17 protein-coding genes and 1 pseudogene are annotated in these 21,141 nt (G+C 35.4%); 1 reads left to right on the top strand and 17 read right to left on the bottom strand.

The window, feature by feature from the left end; translation table 11 throughout:
- Positions 1-3: 3 nt before the first annotated feature.
- The 9 genes and pseudogenes from CPHY_RS21050 to CPHY_RS18690 all read right to left on the bottom strand — a co-directional run bounded on the left by CPHY_RS21050 (position 4) and on the right by CPHY_RS18690 (position 10,898).
- The gene (locus CPHY_RS21050; protein WP_012201592.1) at positions 4-948 is read right to left on the bottom strand and encodes a DHHW family protein; all 945 of its coding nucleotides are present in this window, start codon (positions 946-948) and stop codon (positions 4-6) included.
- 250 nt (positions 949-1,198) lie between these two features.
- Positions 1,199-2,788: a peptide chain release factor 3 gene (locus CPHY_RS18655; protein WP_012201593.1), complete on the bottom strand. Its 1,590-nt coding sequence runs from the start codon at positions 2,786-2,788 to the stop codon at positions 1,199-1,201.
- A gap of 270 nt (positions 2,789-3,058) precedes the next feature.
- Positions 3,059-3,754 carry an ABC transporter permease gene (locus CPHY_RS18660; protein ID WP_012201594.1) on the bottom strand — a complete coding sequence of 232 codons (696 nt, stop codon included), beginning with the start codon at positions 3,752-3,754 and terminating at the stop codon, positions 3,059-3,061.
- The gene (locus CPHY_RS18665; protein WP_012201595.1) at positions 3,754-4,599 is read right to left on the bottom strand and encodes an ABC transporter ATP-binding protein; all 846 of its coding nucleotides are present in this window, start codon (positions 4,597-4,599) and stop codon (positions 3,754-3,756) included. The genes CPHY_RS18660 and CPHY_RS18665 overlap by 1 nt, the downstream gene beginning before the upstream one ends.
- Positions 4,600-4,743: 144 nt before the next feature.
- Positions 4,744-5,865, bottom strand: a complete 1,122-nt coding sequence (locus CPHY_RS21055) for a LytTR family transcriptional regulator DNA-binding domain-containing protein (protein WP_012201596.1) — start codon at positions 5,863-5,865, stop codon at positions 4,744-4,746.
- Between the two features lie 377 nt (positions 5,866-6,242).
- On the bottom strand, positions 6,243-7,457 hold the full coding sequence (locus CPHY_RS18675) for an aspartate kinase (protein WP_012201597.1): 1,215 nt from the start codon (positions 7,455-7,457) through the stop codon (positions 6,243-6,245).
- Positions 7,458-7,572: 115 nt separating this feature from the next.
- Positions 7,573-8,778: pseudogene (locus CPHY_RS22585) on the bottom strand (cofactor-independent phosphoglycerate mutase).
- Between the two features lie 359 nt (positions 8,779-9,137).
- Entirely contained in the window at positions 9,138-10,340 is a 1,203-nt protein-coding gene (locus tag CPHY_RS18685; protein ID WP_012201598.1) for a homoserine dehydrogenase, read from the bottom strand.
- Between the two features lie 117 nt (positions 10,341-10,457).
- The gene (locus tag CPHY_RS18690; protein ID WP_012201599.1) at positions 10,458-10,898 is read right to left on the bottom strand and encodes an ACT domain-containing protein; all 441 of its coding nucleotides are present in this window, start codon (positions 10,896-10,898) and stop codon (positions 10,458-10,460) included.
- Positions 10,899-11,261: 363 nt separating this feature from the next.
- Between CPHY_RS18690 and CPHY_RS18695 the strand changes: the two genes are divergently transcribed.
- Positions 11,262-11,618, top strand: a complete 357-nt coding sequence (locus CPHY_RS18695) for a YkvA family protein (protein ID WP_012201600.1) — start codon at positions 11,262-11,264, stop codon at positions 11,616-11,618.
- 87 nt (positions 11,619-11,705) lie between these two features.
- On the opposite strand, the gene CPHY_RS18700 is transcribed toward CPHY_RS18695, so the two are convergent.
- The 8 genes from CPHY_RS18700 to CPHY_RS18735 form a co-directional block, all read right to left on the bottom strand.
- Positions 11,706-12,962, bottom strand: coding sequence for a S41 family peptidase (locus CPHY_RS18700; RefSeq protein ID WP_012201601.1), 1,257 nt, complete (start codon positions 12,960-12,962; stop codon positions 11,706-11,708).
- Positions 12,963-13,209: 247 nt separating this feature from the next.
- Positions 13,210-14,619 (bottom strand): murein hydrolase activator EnvC family protein, encoded by a 1,410-nt coding sequence (locus CPHY_RS18705; RefSeq protein ID WP_012201602.1) that lies wholly within the window; start codon positions 14,617-14,619, stop codon positions 13,210-13,212.
- 148 nt (positions 14,620-14,767) lie between these two features.
- Positions 14,768-15,679: a permease-like cell division protein FtsX gene (ftsX, locus tag CPHY_RS18710; RefSeq protein WP_012201603.1), complete on the bottom strand. Its 912-nt coding sequence runs from the start codon at positions 15,677-15,679 to the stop codon at positions 14,768-14,770.
- Positions 15,666-16,406 carry a cell division ATP-binding protein FtsE gene (ftsE, locus tag CPHY_RS18715; protein WP_012201604.1) on the bottom strand — a complete coding sequence of 247 codons (741 nt, stop codon included), beginning with the start codon at positions 16,404-16,406 and terminating at the stop codon, positions 15,666-15,668. Before ftsE ends, ftsX begins: the two co-directional genes overlap by 14 nt.
- 104 nt (positions 16,407-16,510) lie before the next feature.
- A complete protein-coding gene (locus CPHY_RS18720; RefSeq protein ID WP_012201605.1) occupies positions 16,511-17,599 on the bottom strand; it encodes a PucR family transcriptional regulator in 1,089 nt (362 codons plus the stop codon).
- Between the two features lie 529 nt (positions 17,600-18,128).
- Positions 18,129-19,241 (bottom strand): ABC transporter ATP-binding protein, encoded by a 1,113-nt coding sequence (locus CPHY_RS18725; protein ID WP_012201606.1) that lies wholly within the window; start codon positions 19,239-19,241, stop codon positions 18,129-18,131.
- 242 nt (positions 19,242-19,483) lie between these two features.
- Positions 19,484-20,356, bottom strand: coding sequence for a YitT family protein (locus CPHY_RS18730; RefSeq protein WP_012201607.1), 873 nt, complete (start codon positions 20,354-20,356; stop codon positions 19,484-19,486).
- 25 nt (positions 20,357-20,381) lie between these two features.
- A complete protein-coding gene (locus CPHY_RS18735; RefSeq protein ID WP_012201608.1) occupies positions 20,382-20,813 on the bottom strand; it encodes a hypothetical protein in 432 nt (143 codons plus the stop codon).
- Between the last annotated feature and the right edge of the window lie 328 nt (positions 20,814-21,141).

Consider the following 21,141-nt stretch of genomic DNA (forward strand, 5'->3'; position numbering starts at 1 on the left):
CTTTTATCTTAACATAGCACAACGATTTACAATCTGTGCATTGTATAAAAATAAAACGTCTTGACTAGTAAAATCTATAATTTCTCCTAGATACTGTGTGGCAACAAATCGAAGGTCGATTAATGTAATTTTTTGATATGCTTCTAAAAGTAATGGTGTAAGACTACTTGAGAATGAGTCACCAAAGATAATAAGCTCTCTTCCATTTGTTACTGCAGGATTTTCTATCGTTATCAAAGGATTAGGACCAGACAAAAACATGTTATACCATACATCTGTGTTGAATGCATTCATAAAATAAACACCGGTTTGCTCGGCAACATCAAAAACAGAAACTAAAGCATTTTGAGTATAATCATTCGTCAAATAGGTTAAAGTCTCTGATTTAGCTTCAATTCCATACCCCTTATAAACTCCATAATAATCATCAATTATATTTTCTTTAAAATTCTTTGTATTTATCTTAAAATCCATGGATTTTCCAAGTTTTTCTACTACCGGGAACAATTTTTCCTGTTTCCAATGCAAATCCGTCTTATAATAATCAGAGATGCTTAGCGTACCAAATAAATCGATGTATTCCATACCTTTTACTTCTTCCTTAAGAATAGAAAGCATGGAGTCATAGTTTTCTCTTGGAAAGATATCATTTTCTACAAAATAACTTTTTTCCGGTACAACAGAATAGAATTTTTTCATTGTATCATTTAGATATAATTTTGAGATTTCATTTAGTTTCTTGCTCATCAGATGAGAGTAATTTTCTTCATACTTATCCATCGCTAGGATAAAATAATCTCCGGCAGAAAATATTCCATTTTCACCAACTTCGCTTGCTACTAATGGCTCTACTTTTTTGTCATTTCCTTTTTTTATAAAAACTGCTAATCCTATCGAAAGGCATAGTAAGCATATAACCGAAATTCCCATGATGCCTTTTTTCTTCATAAGTATTTCCTCCATTATTTTTTATCGTTTCTAATCATTAGACGATAATACTTTTTAATAGTTCCAAAGGATCATCAGAAAATGAATTATTAGAACTATTTTGCAAGGTAGATTCCTGTATGATTTAGGGGAAATAATGTGGAGTTTTATATAAAGACAGACTAAAAGTAGAAAAAGAGCTCCAACCTGTAAATTGATCTTGTAGTAAAATCAATTCCGAAAGTTGGAGCTCGTTTTCTATTTCATTATATTATTCATGGCCAAACTCAGAAAGTACTAAGCCTTTATTACGGTCAAGTACCGTATTGATACTCCAAGCGTGAACAAAGAGGAGAAGCGCATTTCCCTTCATATTCTTGATACGCTTCGTATCCGAAGTAACACTTAAGCTAGATACATCAATGTCTTTGCTTTCTACCCAGCGGATGTACTCATATGGAAGCTGTTCCATACGAATTTCAACACCATACTCCGACTCAAGACGGAATTTTAAAACATCAAACTGAAGTACACCTACAACGCCAACAATGATTTCTTCCATACCAGTATTAAACTCTTGGAATATCTGAATTGCACCTTCTTGTGCGATCTGTGTAATACCCTTAATAAATTGCTTTCTCTTCATCGTATCAACCTGACGAATTTTCGCAAAATGCTCTGGAGCAAAGGTTGGTATTCCTTCATACTCGTATTTCTGGCCAGGCATACATAAGGTATCACCAATAGAGAAGATACCAGGGTCGAATACACCTATAATATCACCTGCATATGCTTCCTCTAAGATTTTTCTCTCTTGAGCCATTAACTGCTGCGGTTGTGAAAGTCTTAGTTTCTTACCACCCTGTACATGATAAACTTCTTCATCTGCATCAAATTTACCGGAACAAATACGCATAAATGCAATACGGTCACGATGGGCTTTATTCATATTTGCTTGAATTTTAAATACAAATGCTGAGAAATCATTCGTTAATGGATCTACTTCACCTAGATTAGAATGTCTAGGAAGTGGAGATGAAGTCATTGATAAAAAGTGCTTTAAAAATGTTTCTACACCAAAATTAGTTAATGCTGACCCAAAAAATACAGGAGATAATTCACCCTTATTCACTAATTCTTGATCAAATTCTGCACTTGCGCCATCTAATAATTCAATCTCTTCTGAAAGAATATCATGACGGTCTTTTCCTATTAAATCATCAAGGCTAGAATCTCCTATCGTAGCCTCAACAGTCTCTACTTCCTTCATACCATTATTAGCTGCAATGAATTTACTAATCGTTTGAGTACTTCTGTCATAAACACCCTTGAATTCTTTTCCAGAACCAATTGGCCAATTTACAGGGCAAGTTTTAATTCCAAGAACTGTCTCGATCTCATCTAATAATTCAAATGTATCTCTAGCTTCTCGGTCCATCTTATTAATAAAAGTAAAGATAGGAATGTTTCTCATGACACATACCTTAAATAATTTTTTAGTCTGATTCTCAACACCCTTAGAAGCATCAATAACCATGACAGCAGAGTCTGCTGCCATTAAAGTTCTATAAGTATCTTCCGAGAAATCCTGATGTCCTGGTGTATCAAGAATATTAATACAATAATCACCATAATTAAACTGCATTACAGAGGAGGTAACGGAAATACCACGCTCCTTCTCGATTTCCATCCAGTCAGACACCGCGTGTTTTGCTGTTTTCTTACCCTTAACAGAACCCGCCAGATTAATGGCACCTCCGTATAGAAGTAATTTCTCTGTTAACGTCGTTTTACCAGCATCCGGGTGAGAAATGATAGCAAACGTTCTTCTCTTTTTTATTTCCTTAGCATGATTTATCACAGCTAGTCCTCCATCCAATATTACAGCATTCTATTTTAATTGTAATTTTCGAACATTTTTTACAAAACCACTTAATCATATAATGAATTCCTATGATTTGTCAAGGGTCTTGCTTGTTTTTGGACGGATTTTACTTTCTAAACTTGATTAATTTTTCAGATATTTTCCTTACTTAACTTCATTATTTTTATCTGATATTTCATACTTAACTTAATTATTTTTATCTGGTACTTCTCTTACTTAACATAATTTTCTTAGCAGATACTTCTCTTAATCATCAAGACGATTCTTTTTATAAACTCGGATAAATATTGCTACGCAAAGAGCCATATTCGCTAACATAATAATAATTGTTTCTAGAGGCAGTGGTTTTGATATATTAGTCATCGCTTCACTCATTTGCGTACTATAGATATATTTTGCAATTGGATATAGGTCACGATTTAATCCAGCGAGCGCAGGAAGGATTCCAACAATCAGCATCACCGGAGTGAGATAGGAATTGGCATTCATTTGCGATTTTGCAATTAAACCTATAGTGGAACCTAATGACATTGTACATAGACTTCCAAGTAGTATCACAATTATGGCTCTTAAAATTTCAATTCCATGAAAACCACCTAGGTATATAAAATATGCAACTCCAAAAGATTGTATCGTTAATACAAAAAGACAGATACTTGCCATATACTCTGCAGGCTTTACATTTGACATCATAAGCACTCGTAAGGTATTCTTTTCTTTCTCTTCCGCCATAGTACTTCCTGTTCCCATAAGGCCGCACATAGCAACATACATAGGAAGATAGAGCCTCGTCATCATACGAATCTCTTCGGTAGGTATATCCATCTTTGAAAAAAAGAAACCTAAAAATGGAAGTACTAAAAAACTAATAACTAATGTTGGATTTTTAGTTAAATCCCTGAGCTGTTTTCCATATACGGTTTTTATTCTGCGAAATGACATTATAACAGCCCCCTTCCTGTTAACGCTAAAAACACGGTTTCTAAATTTGGTTCTGAAGAATGAATCGATTCCACCATTCCTTCACGTAATAAATCAGCAACCTTATCTGCATCCGAAGGATGATTAGAAAGTATAATTTCCGTTCGATCCTTTGTTGTTATCGTAATTTTATTTTCTTTGTTATATTTACGGCAGAGTTCTTTTGGTTCCCCAAATTCAACAATGGTTCCCTCATTTAATAAAGCAACATGGTTGCAGAGTTTCGTTGCCTCCTCCATGTTATGAGTTGTTAAAAATATGGTCATCCCTTGGTCTTTTAACGATAACAATAGCCTATGTATCATCGTAGCTGTTGCCGGGTCTAATCCACTGGTTGGCTCATCAAGAAATAAAATCTTAGGGTTATGAAGTACCGCTCTTGCTAAATTCAAACGCTGGCTCATACCTTTTGATAATTTCTTTGCTTTGGTTTTCTTTTCCTTCTCTAAACCTACTGCTAATAATACCTCATGGATTCTTTCTTTCGGGACCTGGTTTAGCTTAGCAAAAAACTCTAAGTTCTCATAACAGTTCATTCTTTCATATACGCCACTATTATCCGATACAACTCCAATTTGTGAGTATATCTTATCACTAAGTTTTAATGACTCTTCCCCTAATAATCTTGAATTTCCCTTGGTCTTTTTCAACTGCCCGGTCATAATCTTTATCATAGTTGTTTTCCCGGCTCCGGATGGCCCAAGTAATCCAAAGACTTCTCCTTGCTCTACTTTAATATTCAAATCCTTTAAGACTTTTTTCTCACCAAAATCTTTTGAGATATGTTCCATCTCAATTGCATACATATTCGTTTCCCTCCTTTGCTTCATCTAACCATATTATAAGGAATCGGTAGTACTTTGTGATAAATTCCGCCCCAAATGTGCTTTATTTCAGGCTAATAGTGCATTCAAAGTGGTGAACTGTGCTATCCAGGTGGTTAATTACGCTTAAATATGTAGTAATTCTTTCATTTCTTCAAGCTTTTGTCTTGATAATGGGATTTGGCTATTTTCATAATTACTTAATCTGAGTACATAGCTTCCTCTTGAATAACTTATAATCTCTCTTATTTTTTGAATATTAATTATGTAAGAACGATGGCATCGAAAGAAACCATAATCTCGTAGTCTTTCTTCTAATTGTGTCAGCGTTAAGGTAGCTTGAAATGCCTTACCATTTACGTTCACATAAGTTTCTCCATCTACGCTTTCTGCATAGTCAATTTCGTCCGGACTAAATAAAAGCAGCTTATCATCATAACGACAGGATATTTTCATAATTGGTGGAACTATAATGGTACGTTCAATTTTTGTAACATCTTTTGCGGCTTGTTTCGAATCAGTTTCGGTATCATTTACTTTTTTGGTATCATTTACTTTTTCGTAATCTATTTTATAGGTTTCTTTTCTCTCCTCTTTACTACACACTTCTTTTTTATCTATCTCAACCATCTCTCCATTATCAAATGGTCTTAACCCAATCTGATCATATAAATAGGTAAATACATTAAGATTCAATGCATCCTCTAAGTTATTCGTTAACAAAAGAATGGCAACCTCATACTCCCTTACGATAGATTGCAATAATTCTCGATAAATTAAGATTTCATTTGGATTTAGTATTTGTAAAGGATTCTTTAAAACAATAACCCCTGGATTTAAAGATACCGTTCTTATTAGATGTAAACACTGCTTCTCCAATGAGTTCAAAGATCCTATTTTCTTTTTCTTACCCTCTAATAACCCCGCAACACGTAATAATCCATCAAGTTGATTATTGCTCAACGGCTTGCTGCTTATTTTATTAAAAAAATTCAAATAGGAAGCTATATTGTCCCTCTTATAGATTCCATCTTCATTATATAATACATATATTCTTTTATCTGAGACCTCAACTTTCCCTTTTAAGTGATCTAACTTCCCCTCCATTAAACGAATTAAGCAATCTAAATAGTCATTCGTTGTTTTTATTACTACAAAATCCTTTTCACCCAATCGCAGATTTAATCTAGGAAGAGAATATCGATTACCTTCTATTATACAAACTTCATTCATCTCGAGTAGTGGCATACTGTCCCCCTTATTTTCCCTCTTTCAATACACTAAAAACATGTTCTTTAATTTGTTGAGTATCTGTTCTTGTTGCAAATCATATGGAGCCATTCCATATAATCAATACTTAGACCTGAATTACTATATTCTATATCATAATATATATATCACCATATAATGTCAAACTTATATTTAAAGAAGAACTAGGGGCAGCAAAAATTCCTCTAACATTGAGAATTATTTATCTTTTAGCATAGGGATCATTCTACTAATCACAACCTTAATCTGGCTAGAAAATATGGCTAGTTCACTTTACGCTCAAAGGCCGGCCATTAGGACAAAAAAAAGCACCATAAGTATCACTTTCTAATACTTACAATGCTTCCCATTCCTATTTAAGCTTCGCCTAACATAAATTTATCATGAACTGCCTTAATTGCCTGCTCTGTATAAGCCTCGTCAATTAACACGGTAATTCGTATTTCAGAAGTTGCAATCATCTTAATTGTAACACCAATATCATATAGTGCCTCAAACATCTTTGCTGCTACTCCTGGATTACTCATCATTCCAGCACCAACGACAGAAACTTTGGCTACTGCAGTCTCAACTTCAATATAATCACAAGCAAGACTAGTATTCTTATGGCGTTTAATAACCTCTAATGCATCCTCTACTGCATCTTCTGCTACTGTAAAGCTTACATCTTTGGTTCCTTCGCGAGCCACTGATTGTAAAATAATATCAACATTGATATTATGATTTGCCAAATGTTGAAAGAGCTTAAATGTTACTCCCGGATTATCTTGTAAACCAATGACCGAGATTCGGGCTGTATTTTTATCTCCTGCTACGCCACTTACTAACATTTCTTCCATTCTTGTCTCCTCCTTAACAACGGTCCCTTCCGACGTATTTAAACTAGAACGCACTACAAGCTGTACTCCATATTTTTTAGCCATTTCGACGGATCTATTATGAAGTACACCAGCACCAAGAGATGCTAAATCAAGCATCTCGTCATAAGTAATTTCATTAAGCTTTCTAGCATTCTTAACAAACCTTGGATCGGCAGTATAAACACCATCTACATCTGTATAGATTTCACAAGAATCTGCCTTTAATGCAGCTGCAAGAGCCACTGCTGTCGTATCCGAGCCGCCACGCCCTAGAGTTGCATAGTTATCTTGCTTATCGATTCCCTGAAATCCGGTAATGATCACAATACGCTTTGCATCGAGTTCGTTTCGAATTCGCTCTGTATCAATACGCTTTAGGCGGGCATTTCCGTAGGCTGAGGTCGTATGCATTGCTACTTGAAATGCATTAAGAGATACTGCAGGAACACCGAGGGAATCTATTGCCATTGCCATGAGAGCTACCGATGTCTGCTCTCCTACTGTTAACAACATATCTAATTCACGCTTCTGTGGATTTGGATTGATGTCTCTTGCTTGTTCAATCAATTCATCTGTCTTTTTTCCCATAGCAGATAAAACTACAACAACCTCGTGTCCTTTTTTATAATCTTCTATGCATCGCTTCGCGACATTTAATATTCTCTCTTTGTTGGCAACAGAAGTACCACCGAATTTCTTAACAATTAGCATAGATGCCTCCTAAACCTAGCTTTCTATAGAAAGAATTTCTTCCTCTATTAGCCTGTTGCTTTATTTTATTAATCATTCTATTTTTAAGTGCTTGATTAATCACATATTTTCTATGCTAGCTTAACTGAAGTAATTTGTCAATGAGCTGATACCCTTCTTTTACTAAATTTCCGCTTAATTTCGCTTCTTTTTCATTGTAGCAAGCAACTGTATTTAACTCTTTTGTACTGTCATAAAGCATATAAGGTACTGGATCTGAGGTATGTGTCCGTATGCTAAGCGGAGTTGGATGGTCTGGCATTACTAGCATTCGATAGTCACATCCTCTGTTTTTCATTTCCTCTTTTATAATACGAATGACACGATAATCCAATGCTTCTATTGCTTTAATTTTATTCTCCAAATTTCCTTGATGTCCCATCTCATCCGGTGCTTCCACATGCACATATGCGAAATCATAATCTTCTTTGGTTAGTGCGTCAACCGCAGCCATTGCCTTCCCTTCATAATTGGTGTGTAAAGTACCATCTGCTCCAGGAACTTCTATTACCTTCATTCCTGCCCCCACTGCAATTCCTTTTAGTAAATCTACTGCTGAAATCATTACCCCACGTTTTCCTGTTTTCTCTTCAAATGAGCATAACGCCGGTTTCGTTCCCGCTCACCAAAACCAGATGGAATTCGCTTTGTTTAATCCTTTTTTATGACGTTCAATATTAATTGGGTGATTGTTTAATATCTTAAAGCTCTTCTCCATCATCTCCCTTAATTTAACTTCCTCAGGAAGATACTCACCAATTACTCTGCCGAGAATATCATGTGGAGGTGTTAATTCGACCACCACACCCTGATCCCAAATAAGGAGATGTCGGTAACTTGTGCCTAAATAATAAGCAAACTCTTCCGAGCTTAATTCCTTTTTTACTGCCTCTAATAAAATAGCTGCATCCTCTGTTGATATTTCACTCGCACTATGATCTATGATTGTCTTTTGCCCATATGGTACATCTTCTTCTGATATCGTTACAATATTACAGCGAATCGCAATATCTGTTGGACTTAACTGAACTCCTATGCTTAATGCCTCAAGAGGAGATCGACCAGTATAATATATTTTAGGGTTATATCCTAAAACAGCTAGATTTGCTGTATCACTTCCTGGTTTCATTCCTTCTGGGATTGTGTGGCAAAGACCTATCTCTGATTTCCCTGCTAATTCATCCATGGTTTTTGTTTCTGCATACTCAAGCGGTGTCATTCCATTTAAACGATCAATTGGTTCATCTGCCATTCCATCTCCAAGTACTACGAAATACTTCATCTTAGCCTCCGCTTCTAGTTGGATCATACCTATCTCAACCTTATCCTCTTTTATTAATTTAAAGTTGCATTTTCGTAACTAAACCTAAAATAGTAACCTATATATTTGTAGGTGAAGAATGTAGCCATCCTTCACCTAACGATACTCATAACATCGGAGGAAACTTATTCCTCTTCTCTCATTTTCTATACGTACAATACATCCCCTCATGAATGTAACATGTAAGCACTATTCCATGTAAAAAACATGTTCTATACAATAAGAACGTATTATTTTATTAACTAAAATTTATTCCACAGAACAAGTAAACATTGTTTCATTAACTAAAACCTTATTCTATATAGCAAGATGTTCAATGACTAAAATTCCACACGAATACGGTTAATTATCGATAGCTTCTTCGCTGCCTCTTCAAAAGCTCCTTCCGTCATCTTCTCCGTGATAAATGCATACTCTCCGTCTATATCAGGTACTGAAACAACCTTTGCAATCTTAAATAATTCTTTTGCAGTCTCCTCTTCCCCTAAAGGTACACGAACAAAGAATTTACTCTCATAGGTACTCATATCCGCTGGAATTAGATGTTTGCTGCTCCATAATGTCATAATGTTGATTCCCATATGTTTGGTTGCATCTACAACATCAGAAACAACTGCACTTGCTGTTGGAAGTTTGCCTGCTCCGCTTCCATAGAACATAACATCACCTAATAAATTTCCTTTAACAAGTATTCCGTTAAATACATCATTTACAGAAAATAATGGATGCTTATCGTTTATCATCTTAGGAGCAACCATCGCATACACCTTACCGTCAACGTTTTTACTGGTCGCTAATAATTTAATGCTAGCATCTAACGCATTGGCATACTTAATATCCTCTGCTGTTATCTTCGTAATTCCTTCAGTATAAATCTGTTCGAAATCAACATGCATTCCATATGCAAGCGAGGTAAGAATCGCAATTTTACGGCAAGCATCAAAACCTTCGACATCGGCCTCTGGATTACGTTCTGCATAACCAAGCTCTTGAGCCTCCTTAAGAACGGTTGCAAACTCAGATCCTTGCGTTTTCATCTTTGATAAAATATAGTTTGTAGTACCATTCAAGATACCTGTTATTTCATCGATCTCATCCGCTGTTAAGGATTGATTCAAAGGACGAATAATCGGTATACCACCGCCAACACTAGCTTCAAACAAAAAGTTAATCTTCTTTTGTTTTGCTATCTCCAATAGTTCTGCTCCATGTTTTGCTACTAGTTCCTTGTTGGAAGTACAGACAGATTTCCCTTTTAATAAGGCTTCCTTCACAAAAGAATAAGCAGGATCTACACCACCCATAACTTCAACAACAATCTTAATTTCTGGATCATTTGCAATTACACTAAAATCATGAGTAATGATATCCTGAACAGGATTTCCTGGAAAATCTCTTAAATCCAGCACATATTTAATGTCAACTACTTCACCAGCACGTTTTGTAATAGTTTCATAATTTGTTTTTATTACTTCATATACTCCAGAACCTACGGTTCCAAATCCTAACACTGCTATCTTCATATAATCCTCCATTCCTGTACTCGCTTTTACATAAATAAAACAGCCAGTTAGCTTATCTCGTCAATCTGCACAGTAAATTTCAAAGTAATTCCTGTTTGAAAATCTTTGTTTTTCAAATTACTCTCTACCTAAAATTTTTAGGTAGTGAATCCCATCAAGCGCTTCTATTGATTCTAACATCTGTGATAATTCTAATGTCTGTGGCAATATCTCGATGCCTAGTGTTAGAGATGCTATACCACCAATTGGTATTGTCTGATGAATGGTTAATACATTTGCATTGCTTTTTGCGATCTGATTTAAAACCATAGACAATAGTCCAGGAATATCATCCATCTGTAACATAAAAGTAATCGTCTTACCACGATTATTTTCATGAAATGGAAAGATATCATCCTTATATTTGTAAAAAGAACTTCTGCTGATGTCCACAGCATCCGTCGCCTCTTGAATTGTCATAACCCGCTCCGAATCCAGCAAGCGCTTCGCTTCAACTACCTTTAATAATACTTCTGGTAGCGCCTTCTTCTTCACTATATAGTATTTTTCGTCGTCCATAAGATACCCCCATAAAACCCGTAGCGTATCACATCTGTACCTAGATGTAATACTAATCCCACTTACATTATTGTATGCATCACTTTGTGTTTGCACTACAAATACACATGTCCGTACTGAAAAGATATGTTACCACAATTTATCATTATGTGCAATAGATTTTCTCGAAATTCTATATTTAACTTTAAAAGATCATCAAGTCTTCCCGTTGCATGTCTAATATAAAACGCTTATAATACAACTTATCAGAAGTTTACTTTGCGCTTTTTGCGCCTCAAATCCGATTATATTACGATTGATGTATTTTAACATATGTATACGCTTAAAATTTGCTTGATGTAATAAATTCACATGGAGGAACGTATGGATCTAAAATCCAGAGCAAAAAAACTTAAAACAGATATTCCTGCAGTTTATCTTGCTATGAAGAAGAAAGAAACTCCTTGGATAGCTAAGGTGATTGCTGCACTAGCAGTTGCTTATGCACTCTCACCAATTGATTTAATACCAGATTTCATTCCCATTATTGGGTATCTAGATGATATTATTCTTCTCCCTGCTTTAGTCGCACTAACTATAAAGCTGATACCCGCAGAGGTATTTTCCACTTGCCGTGCAGAAGCTGCTTCTATATGGCAGGATAAAAAACCAAAAAAGTGGCTTTTTGCGCTTCCAATTATAATATTCTGGGTACTATTAATCTTCTTTCTTGTTAAATAATTTAAAATAGTAGTGCAATTCTATTAATATAAAAAGCGTTACTTCATAACTCTTTTTCAATAAGAATTATGAAATAACGCTCTTTTCTTATTTTATTTGACTTTTCAAGACCTCAATAGCTTTCTGAAGCTGATTATCTTCATCATGAGTAATCACTACTTTTTTCTTTAATTCTTCATTTAACTCTACTACCACATCTGGGGTAATTCCTGTTTTATGAATGCTTCTTCCATTTGGAGTAAAGTAGTTGGATACCGTTACCTTCACCGCACTTCCATCAAACAATGGGAAGAGGGACTGTACAATACCTTTTCCAAAACTCTGCGTACCTACAATAGTACCCTTCTTATAATCCTGAATTGCACCAGCGAAGATCTCGGAAGCGCTTGCACTATTGCCATTTACGATTACAGTCAATGGAACCTTTAATTCTTCTTTTGAAGTCGCATAATCTTCGGAACGAGTACCATCCTTAGTCTCAGTATAAACTAATAGCCCTTTCCCTATGATACGATCGAGCATCTTAACTGCAGAATCATATAATCCACCTGGATTATCACGAAGGTCAATTACAAGACCTTTCATTCCTTGTTTTTCTAAGTCATTAATCGCTGCCATGTATTGATCTACTGTTATTTTATCAAATTCTAGAATGCTAATGTAACCAATTTTATCTTTTAACATCTCATGTTCAATGGTTGGAATCTCTACCTGACCTCTTGTAATCGAAATCTCAATTGGTTCACTTTTGCCTTCTCTCATAACAGTGATTTTAACTATGGTATTTTCTTCACCTTTCATCTTACTAACAACTTTGGTGAGTTCAGTACCTGTTACCTCTTCGTCTTCCACCTTATAAAGAATATCTCCCGGAAGAACACCAGCCTTATTTGCAGGTCCATTGACAAATGGCTTTACTATAGTAATGATACCAGTATTTACATTCTGGCTAACAGTAGCACCGATACCATAGTAAATACCATTGGTAGTTTCCATCAAGGCGTCATATTCCTCTTTCGTATAATAAGTAGAATATGGGTCATTTAGGGCACTCATCATCCCCTTTAACATACCGGTTTGAAAATCCCCCTCATTTACATCCCATAAATAATAATTATTAACTAAGTTTTTAATATACTTTAGTTTCTTTTGAAACGTTGCTTCATCAATTGCAGTACTTCCTTCTGTTTTCGTGCCATTATCTGTTGACTGTGCTGATTCATTCGTGTAGGCATTATCTTTTTGTGCTAAAGCATTACGATATAGAATGCCAAAAGAAAGAGTACAAATAATCAAGGTACAGATCACTCCGGAGACTACGCCGGTCACAAATCTATTTTTCATTCTACCTCCAATCCTGCGCATACTTTGCGCATATTATTATTGTGCTAAAGATGACGCAGGTGTAAAAATGTATTACATCTAATCCTACGCATGTCTCTGCGCATAATGAAATTTTGTGCCATAAATTTAAGGCACAAAACTTCTGATGGAAAGCTATAAAAAATCTTCCCACTTTATTAAGGTATGATACAAATATAAGCACCCTAAACTTTAGTCGTACCATATGCTTACTATTATCTTATTATAATCAATTGTAACTTATGTATTGAAGTGGATCAACATAAGTTCCATTTAATATTAAACTAAAATGTAAATGCGGGCCGGTGGAAATTCCAGTGGAACCAACCTTTGCAATAACCTGTCCTTGCATGATTGTATCCCCGACACTAACCAAAAGTTTGGAGCAATGCAGGTAACTAGTCTGAACACCATTTCCATGATCAATCGTAATATAATTTCCTGAAGATGTACTATAGGTTGCAGTTACAACCCTTCCAGCTAAGGAAGCAACAATATTTGCTCCCATCGCACCACCAATATCGACTCCTCGGTGATAGGTACTTGCACCTGCAGTTGGTGCATTACGATAACCGAATCTACTATATATATTAGGATCTCCAGGTAATGGCCATATCATCTGGCTTAATTCCTTATTATCGGTCTTTTCTACACTTGAGGCATTGGGGGACTGATTCTCTAGTTCTAGCTTTTTTCGAGCCTCCTCTTCCCTTTTTATTCGTGCTTCTTCCTCTATTCGCTTTCGTTCCTGTTCTTCAACTCGTTTACGTTCTTCTTCTTTTATATCATCGATATTTTTTTCTTGATTTGCAATTTCATTAGAATACTCAGCAAACAATTCTTCATTCGCACCGATTGCTTCTGTATAACGGACAATCTCCTTACCTTTCTCGGCTGATAACGTAAGCAGTGTATCCTGTTCATAAAGAGCACTTTCTTCAAGAGCTTCTAGTTCTTCCAGTTTCGCCTGTTGATACGCTTCCTGTCTAATGATTTCTTCTTTAGTTTCAGTATAACGCTTTAACAGATTATCATCATATTCCGTTATCTTTTGGGAGTATTCAACTTGATTTAAAAATTCTACAATACTTCCAGAACTTAAGAATACATCTAAAACATCTTCTGAGCCATTCTCATAAAGATATTGTACACGTTTCTTCATCGTCTCATACTGTTTTGCTTCTGTTTCTTTTGCTACTATAAGATCAGCTCTGGTTTTCTCAAGCTCTGTTTTCGCATCCGCAATCTGGTTTTCTAATTCCTCTAGATGCAAAGTAAGTTCATTTAGCTGCATATCCAGTTGCTCAATGTATTTTAAAATATCATTTTTATTCTTTTCTAAATCTGCTAATTTCTTTTCTGTATCTTTTTTCTTCTGACTTAATTCTTCTTTCTTCTGTTGTGCCTCTTTTAGCTTATCTTCATAAGATTTATTAAAGAGAATACTATAACCGCCGCCCATTGTGGCTAGTTTTGGTGTAGAAAAAGCCATCGCAGTAATATGATTTTGATTTCGAAAGCCAATACTTACGAAAGGTACAGATAGTGCCATAACAAGACCACAGGTTAGCATCCGATATTCCCTCTGTTTTCTTTTTTGCATTACTCCTTGTTTCTTTATCGGCTTCTTTAGTTTCATCCCAACTCCTATTCCTGCGCTCGTTTTTTGCGCATTAGTAGATTTGTGCCAAGATTTGTTGGCACATAGTTTATAAGTGTATTTTGCTACGTAAATTTATTAGTCTCATTTTCAAGACGCCTATTCGGACATTTTGACACGTACTTTGTTAATTAATCTTTCTAAGCTGCTTCCCAAGAGTAATAAAGCTACCTAAGAAACCAATACCCACTCCAATTAACAAGCATGCCGGGATTAACGTCTTAAACATCGTTCCAGTTGCTAAAAAGTCTGCTTTTTTAAGCGGACTACTAAAACTAGTCATGAGATATTTAACACCCTTATTATAAAGCACATGTAGTAACCCTAAAGGAAGTATCGCTCCCACTAATCCTATAATGATACCTTCCACAATAAATGGAGCTCTTATAAAGAAATCGGTTGCACCAATCAATTTCATAATAGAAATCTCTTGTCTACGAACAGAAATACCCATGGTAACCGTCGTACTAATTAAGAACACCGCAACTCCTAATAATATCACAATAATCGCAGTTGTTCCGAAGGCTAAGCCTTTATTTACTCCAGATAAGACATCCGCAATTGCTTCCGAATTATTGACCTGTCTTACTCCTGGTATCGATTGGAGATATCGTACTAATATTTCCTGCATCTCCACATCATTTAAGTACACAATATAATGGGCAGAGTTCTCAAGCGGATTATCATCGCCGAAACTAGCTGCATGCTCTGGATCAAGCCTAGTATTCTTATATTCCTCCCACGCATCTTCTGCGGATATATAATCGCATTTTGCAACTTCTACTCTTTGCCCTATTTTCTCACCGATTAAACTTATTTCCTGTGAAGTTATACCTTCATTAAAAAAGACGGTGACGCTAACACCTTGCTCTGCATTTTTAATAATATGCTGAAAGTTCATTAAAATACAATAGAAAATTCCAAACAAAAATAAACATGTCGTTATCGTACCTACCGATGCAAGCGAAAACATACGGTTACGTTTTATATTTTTTGTGCCCTGTCTCACACTATAAGCTATCGTACTAATTTTTGGCATGTGCATACCCACCTTTTTTATCATCGCTGATGAGAACACCATTTTTCATCGTAATGACTCTCTTTTGCATCGCATCTACAATTTCACGATTATGAGTTACTACCACAACCGTAGTTCCACGCTTATTTACTTCTTCTAACAAATGCATAATTTCCCATGAATTTTTTGGATCAAGATTTCCTGTAGGCTCATCTGCAAGTAACATTACTGGATTATTCACCAACGATCTAGCAAGAGCGACCCTTTGTTGTTCTCCACCAGAGAGTTCCTTCGGATAAGATTTATGTTTTTCAGATAACCCTACGATAGAAAGCATCTTTGGGGTTTGTCTTCGTATTTCCCTTGCTGGAGCTTCTATTACTCTTTGTGCAAATGCTACATTTTCAAAAACTGTACGGTCGGGCAGCAAACGGAAGTCCTGAAACACTACTCCTATTGTTCTTCTATATTTACAAACCTGCCAACGTTTTAACCTAGAAAGCTCTCTTCCTGCTATAAAGATTCTTCCATTGGTTGGTTTGATTTCTCTCAGCATTAGTTTAATTAAAGTCGATTTGCCGGAGCCGCTTGGCCCTACAATAAAGACAAATTCACCTTTACGAATTTCGAAGCTTATGTTATTTATTGCGTGTGTTCCCTTTTGATACTCCTTACTAACATTCTGAAATAGGATTACCGGAGTATCTATGTCTCTTAAATCCTTACTTATATCATAAGTTTCGGCCATAATAATATCCTTTCCAAGTATTCTAATATTGCCGCTGCACCAGCCTATCGTCAGACGAAGCTTACCGGAACAGCGGCAATATAGCATTCTTTTGTTGCAACAAATTAGTACTCCATACTCTCCATATACTTCATGTACTTCACTACCATCAAAGCAATCTTGAAGGTAATCGCGTCCTCGAAAACACGAAGGTCTAGATTTGTACTCTTTTGAAGTTTATCTAAACGATAAACTAAAGTATTTCTATGAATATATAACTGTCTAGATGTCTCAGATACATTCAAACTATTCTCAAAGAACTTATTAATCGTTGTTAATGTTTCTTCATCGAAATCATCCGGTGATTTACCCTCAAAAATTTCGCGAATAAACATTTTACAAAGTGGCATAGGTAGCTGATAGATTAAACGTCCGATTCCAAGGTTACTATAAGCAACTACATTACGTCCGCTATAGAAAATCTTACCTACATCTAAGGCCATCTTCGCTTCTTTATAAGAACGAGAGACATCTTTAATTTCATTTACAATGGTACCAAAAGCAACATGAACTTTTGTCATAGCCTCGGTATTTAACATATCTAATATAACCTTAGCGGTCTTCGTTAAATCTTCGTAATTTTCATTCTGCTTTACTTCTTTTACTAAGATAATATTCTTTTCATCTACAGCAGTAATGAAATCTTTTGTTTTTGTAGAAAATAGTCCACGAACGGTTTCTAATGCATTCGTATCCTTTTCATTCTTTGTTTCAATAATAAATACAACTCGTCTAACATCAGTCTCAATATGAAGCTTCTTAGCACGATTATAAATGTCTACAAGTAAGAGGTTGTCTAGGAGAAGGTTCTTAATAAAGTTATCCTTATCGTAACGCTCCTTGTAAGCAACCAAAAGATTTTGTATCTGGAAGGAAGCTATCTTACCAACCATATATACATCATCACTATCACCTTTTACTAAGATGACATATTCAAGCTGGTGTTCATCAAACACCTTAAAAAATTGATATCCCTGTAAGACTTGACTATCTGCCGGGGAATCCACAAATGCAAGTACTGCATTCTCATATTCGTCAGCATTGTTGATGGTACTTGCTAACGCTTTACCTTCTGTGTCCATTACACAAATATCAATTCTTGTAATGGCTTTCAGGCCTTCAATCGTATTTTGAAGGATTTGATTAGAAATCATACAAACACCGAACCTTTCTTTATCTTCACCAAACGGTGATTACTTATAATGTGAAGTTTTATTATTCTATATTTTTAGTATCATAATACTCATTTATACTACTTGTATAAGTATCTTAATACCCATTTTAGCACTCATTTCGTAGAAAGTAAACTAAATTTCTTATATATTTTTTGTATTTTTTATGTATAAGTGTTAAGTTAGTATATAAAATATTTAGTTTAGTGATTAAATTAAATGGTTTTTTCAAAAAAAATGTTAAGACTTTACGAGATCATACTTCCTTATGTAATATATCAGGAAAAATATTGCTTCATTTATAACCTGATTTCTGCACTACTCTTTACTTCCCTACTATTCCCCTTGTATTATAATAGAATCTTTTGTCACAAATATGGTAAGAATTACTTTTTCCTTTTCCATATTATTGTAACTACCTATAGAGTAGGGAGATTCATAGGTAATTGCATCGCATTTCCTAAAAATTAAAAATAGAGCCGTCCTATCGGACGGCTCATAACATACATAATTAGTGAGAAATAACCTGCTCAGTTTCCTTATCGAATAAATGAATCTTAGATAAATCAAGAGCAATCTGGATTGTATCACCAGGTCTAGCCTTTGTACGTGGGTTAACACGTGCTGTGATATCAAATTGATCAATTGTGAAGTATAAGAATACTTCAGCACCTAATAATTCGTATACTTTTACAGTAGCATCAATTGTGCTATCTGGAGACTGGCTGATGAACATCTCTTCATCCTTAACATCCTCAGGACGGATACCAAGAACAACAGTTTTATCAATATAGTTGCCATCTACAAGTTTCTTAGCCTTAGCTTCTGGAACCTTGATAGAATGAGAACCAAACATTAATCTAATATCGTTACCATTCTTAACAACCTTAGCATCGAGGAGATTCATCTGTGGAGATCCCATGAAACCTGCAACGAAAAGATTGTTTGGTTTATCGTAAAGGTTCTGTGGAGAATCTACCTGCTGAACAACACCATCTTTCATAACTACGATTCTTGTACCAAGAGTCATAGCCTCTGTCTGGTCATGTGTTACGTAGATGATAGTTGTTTCAAGTCTCTGATGTAACTTAGAGATCTCGATACGCATCTGTACACGTAGTTTAGCATCAAGGTTTGATAAAGGCTCATCCATAAGGAATACCTTTGGATTACGAACGATAGCACGACCCATAGCAACACGCTGTCTCTGACCACCAGAAAGAGCCTTAGGTTTACGATCTAATAAATGCTCGATATCAAGAATTCTTGCTGCCTCACGTACTAACTTATCAATCTGATCCTTTGGAGTCTTTCTTAACTTAAGACCGAACGCCATATTATCATATACAGACATATGTGGGTATAATGCGTAGTTCTGGAATACCATCGCAATATCTCTATCCTTAGGTTCCACGTCATTCATTAGCTTATCGCCAATCCATAACTCACCAGATGTAATCTCTTCCAAACCTGCGATCATACGAAGTGTTGTAGATTTACCACATCCAGATGGACCTACGAAAATGATGAATTCTTTATCTTCTACTTCTAAGTTAAATTCTTTAACTGCTACGAACCCATTTGGATAAGTTTTGTTAATATTCTTTAATGATAAACTTGCCATTATTAGTTCCTCCTAATTATGATTCTTTTGCGCTCTTCACGTTAACATTCATGAAAACCAAGTAAACCATATATTTCACTTGGCATGAACAACCAATTACTAACATAGGTACATGATACTACATATAACCTATAAAAGCCATATCCCATTTTAACAAATTAATTTTTGATGATTTGTGTAATTTGTATATTCTCCGTTAGGATAAGTATTTTTACTCATAAAATCTCTTGGAATCCGCTATTTTACTGTTTAAATTCAATAAAGCCTTCTCCCATCACCTCTCTTACATCACTCACTATTACGAATGCTTTTGGGTCCTTTTTACTCACAAGATCAAGAACTCCAACCATTTCTTTCTTAGCGACTACACAAAACAGCATCTTTTTATCATTATTAGAGTACATTCCAGTAGCGCTAAGTCCAGTAACGCCATGATCTAGTACATGTAATATATCATGGGCTATCTCCTCATACTTGTCTGATATAATGTATGCTATTTTTGCGAATTTCAGACCCTCCAAGATTCCATCCGATACCTTGGCGGCGATAAAGATTGCTATGATTGCATAAAGAGCAGTATGAATACTAAAGACAAACATACCAATAATAATAACTACGCCATCCACTATCATAAGAATCATAGGTACTGTTACATGTTTTATCTTTGCATGAATTAACATAGCTAAAAGATCTGTTCCACCAGTTGTCGTCATGGTAGATAATACAAAGCCCACTCCTGTTCCGCAGAGTGCACCACCAAATATTGCTGCTAATAAGAACTCATTTTCAAACATACTTTGTGGTGGGATTAAATATATAAATACCGTTAGAGATGCTGCTCCTACTAATGTTTTCCCTATAAATTTTTTACCCAGGACAAAATATCCTACTATGAATAATGGTACATTTATTATAATATTGGTCAACCATATTGGAAGCCCCGTACCAAACGCTCTAAAGGTTAATTCTTTAATTACAATAGCAAGGCCGGTAACTCCGCCAGTTACCATCCCCATTGGTTCATATACCCAGTTTATAGCAATAGAAATTAAAAAGGTTCCTAATAACAAAAAGCAAATATCTCTTTTTTTCGTTCTCTTCCCTAACCACTCCATACGCAACCAAATTCCATAGTTTTAACTAATCTATGGAATAGCTTCCTTTCACATAAATTATACTATTTGCCGTTGCCTTCATCCCGCTTGCATTCGATGGTGATACATACTGATGATACAACTTTACGCTGCTACTTTTTTTTACTAATGAACCTGATGTTGCATTGATTAACCCCGTACTTCCAAGTACCGTAGCTTCACCGCTGTAGATAATGCATTCTGTACCTTCATTTAAGTACAAACTCTTTCCTTTGGTTATGTTCACTTTTTGAAATCCATTTTGCCCTGAATTTCCGCCAGAAACCTCTCGTAATCTCTGTTCCAGATAGCTTTGAGTGATTAGCGGATCCCCTGCTGAACCAGGTTCCTGTGATGCTGCGCCTGCAATCATACCAAAACGAAATATTCCGGTTCCAGCCAATATTAGGATAAGTATCCCTGCTATTTTCTTTCTCATAATTTTCCCTCCGCCAATTCTTATCATATTGTTTGTTTAAGGTAATTTCTTTACCACGTGAAATATACCTAGCTCAAATCTCATATGGCATGTGGCACAATGTACCGTTATGTATACTTGTAATACTTCTTAATAAGTGTAAGTACTAAAGTATAATATCCGCCGATATTATAACATGCTTTGATCAGAATTCCAATCTAGCCTTGATAAAATTCTTTTGCGGCATCTGTCCTCGATAAGATTCTTTATAAGATTCTTTATAAGATTCTAAGATTCTTTTATGACATCTAGCCTTGACAAAATTCTTTTATGACCTGTAAATTTATGC

The sequence above is a fragment of the Lachnoclostridium phytofermentans ISDg genome (assembly GCF_000018685.1).
GTDB lineage: Bacteria > Bacillota > Clostridia > Lachnospirales > Lachnospiraceae > Lachnoclostridium > Lachnoclostridium phytofermentans.

What these genes read in the sequence shown, in the direction of transcription:
- CPHY_RS21050 (WP_012201592.1), bottom strand. Translation starts at nt 948, where the DNA reads ATGAAGAAAAAAGGCATCATGGGAATTTCGGTTATATGCTTACTATGC.
- CPHY_RS18660 (WP_012201594.1), bottom strand. Translation starts at nt 3,754, where the DNA reads ATGTCATTTCGCAGAATAAAAACCGTATATGGAAAACAGCTCAGGGAT.
- CPHY_RS18665 (WP_012201595.1), bottom strand. Translation starts at nt 4,599, where the DNA reads ATGTATGCAATTGAGATGGAACATATCTCAAAAGATTTTGGTGAGAAA.
- CPHY_RS21055 (WP_012201596.1), bottom strand. Translation starts at nt 5,865, where the DNA reads ATGCCACTACTCGAGATGAATGAAGTTTGTATAATAGAAGGTAATCGA.
- CPHY_RS18675 (WP_012201597.1), bottom strand. Translation starts at nt 7,457, where the DNA reads ATGCTAATTGTTAAGAAATTCGGTGGTACTTCTGTTGCCAACAAAGAG.
- CPHY_RS18685 (WP_012201598.1), bottom strand. Translation starts at nt 10,340, where the DNA reads ATGAAGATAGCAGTGTTAGGATTTGGAACCGTAGGTTCTGGAGTATAT.
- CPHY_RS18690 (WP_012201599.1), bottom strand. Translation starts at nt 10,898, where the DNA reads ATGGACGACGAAAAATACTATATAGTGAAGAAGAAGGCGCTACCAGAA.
- CPHY_RS18695 (WP_012201600.1), top strand. Translation starts at nt 11,262, where the DNA reads ATGGATCTAAAATCCAGAGCAAAAAAACTTAAAACAGATATTCCTGCA.
- CPHY_RS18700 (WP_012201601.1), bottom strand. Translation starts at nt 12,962, where the DNA reads ATGAAAAATAGATTTGTGACCGGCGTAGTCTCCGGAGTGATCTGTACC.
- CPHY_RS18705 (WP_012201602.1), bottom strand. Translation starts at nt 14,619, where the DNA reads ATGAAACTAAAGAAGCCGATAAAGAAACAAGGAGTAATGCAAAAAAGA.
- ftsX (WP_012201603.1), bottom strand. Translation starts at nt 15,679, where the DNA reads ATGCCAAAAATTAGTACGATAGCTTATAGTGTGAGACAGGGCACAAAA.
- ftsE (WP_012201604.1), bottom strand. Translation starts at nt 16,406, where the DNA reads ATGGCCGAAACTTATGATATAAGTAAGGATTTAAGAGACATAGATACT.
- CPHY_RS18720 (WP_012201605.1), bottom strand. Translation starts at nt 17,599, where the DNA reads ATGATTTCTAATCAAATCCTTCAAAATACGATTGAAGGCCTGAAAGCC.
- CPHY_RS18725 (WP_012201606.1), bottom strand. Translation starts at nt 19,241, where the DNA reads ATGGCAAGTTTATCATTAAAGAATATTAACAAAACTTATCCAAATGGG.
- CPHY_RS18730 (WP_012201607.1), bottom strand. Translation starts at nt 20,356, where the DNA reads ATGGAGTGGTTAGGGAAGAGAACGAAAAAAAGAGATATTTGCTTTTTG.
- CPHY_RS18735 (WP_012201608.1), bottom strand. Translation starts at nt 20,813, where the DNA reads ATGAGAAAGAAAATAGCAGGGATACTTATCCTAATATTGGCTGGAACC.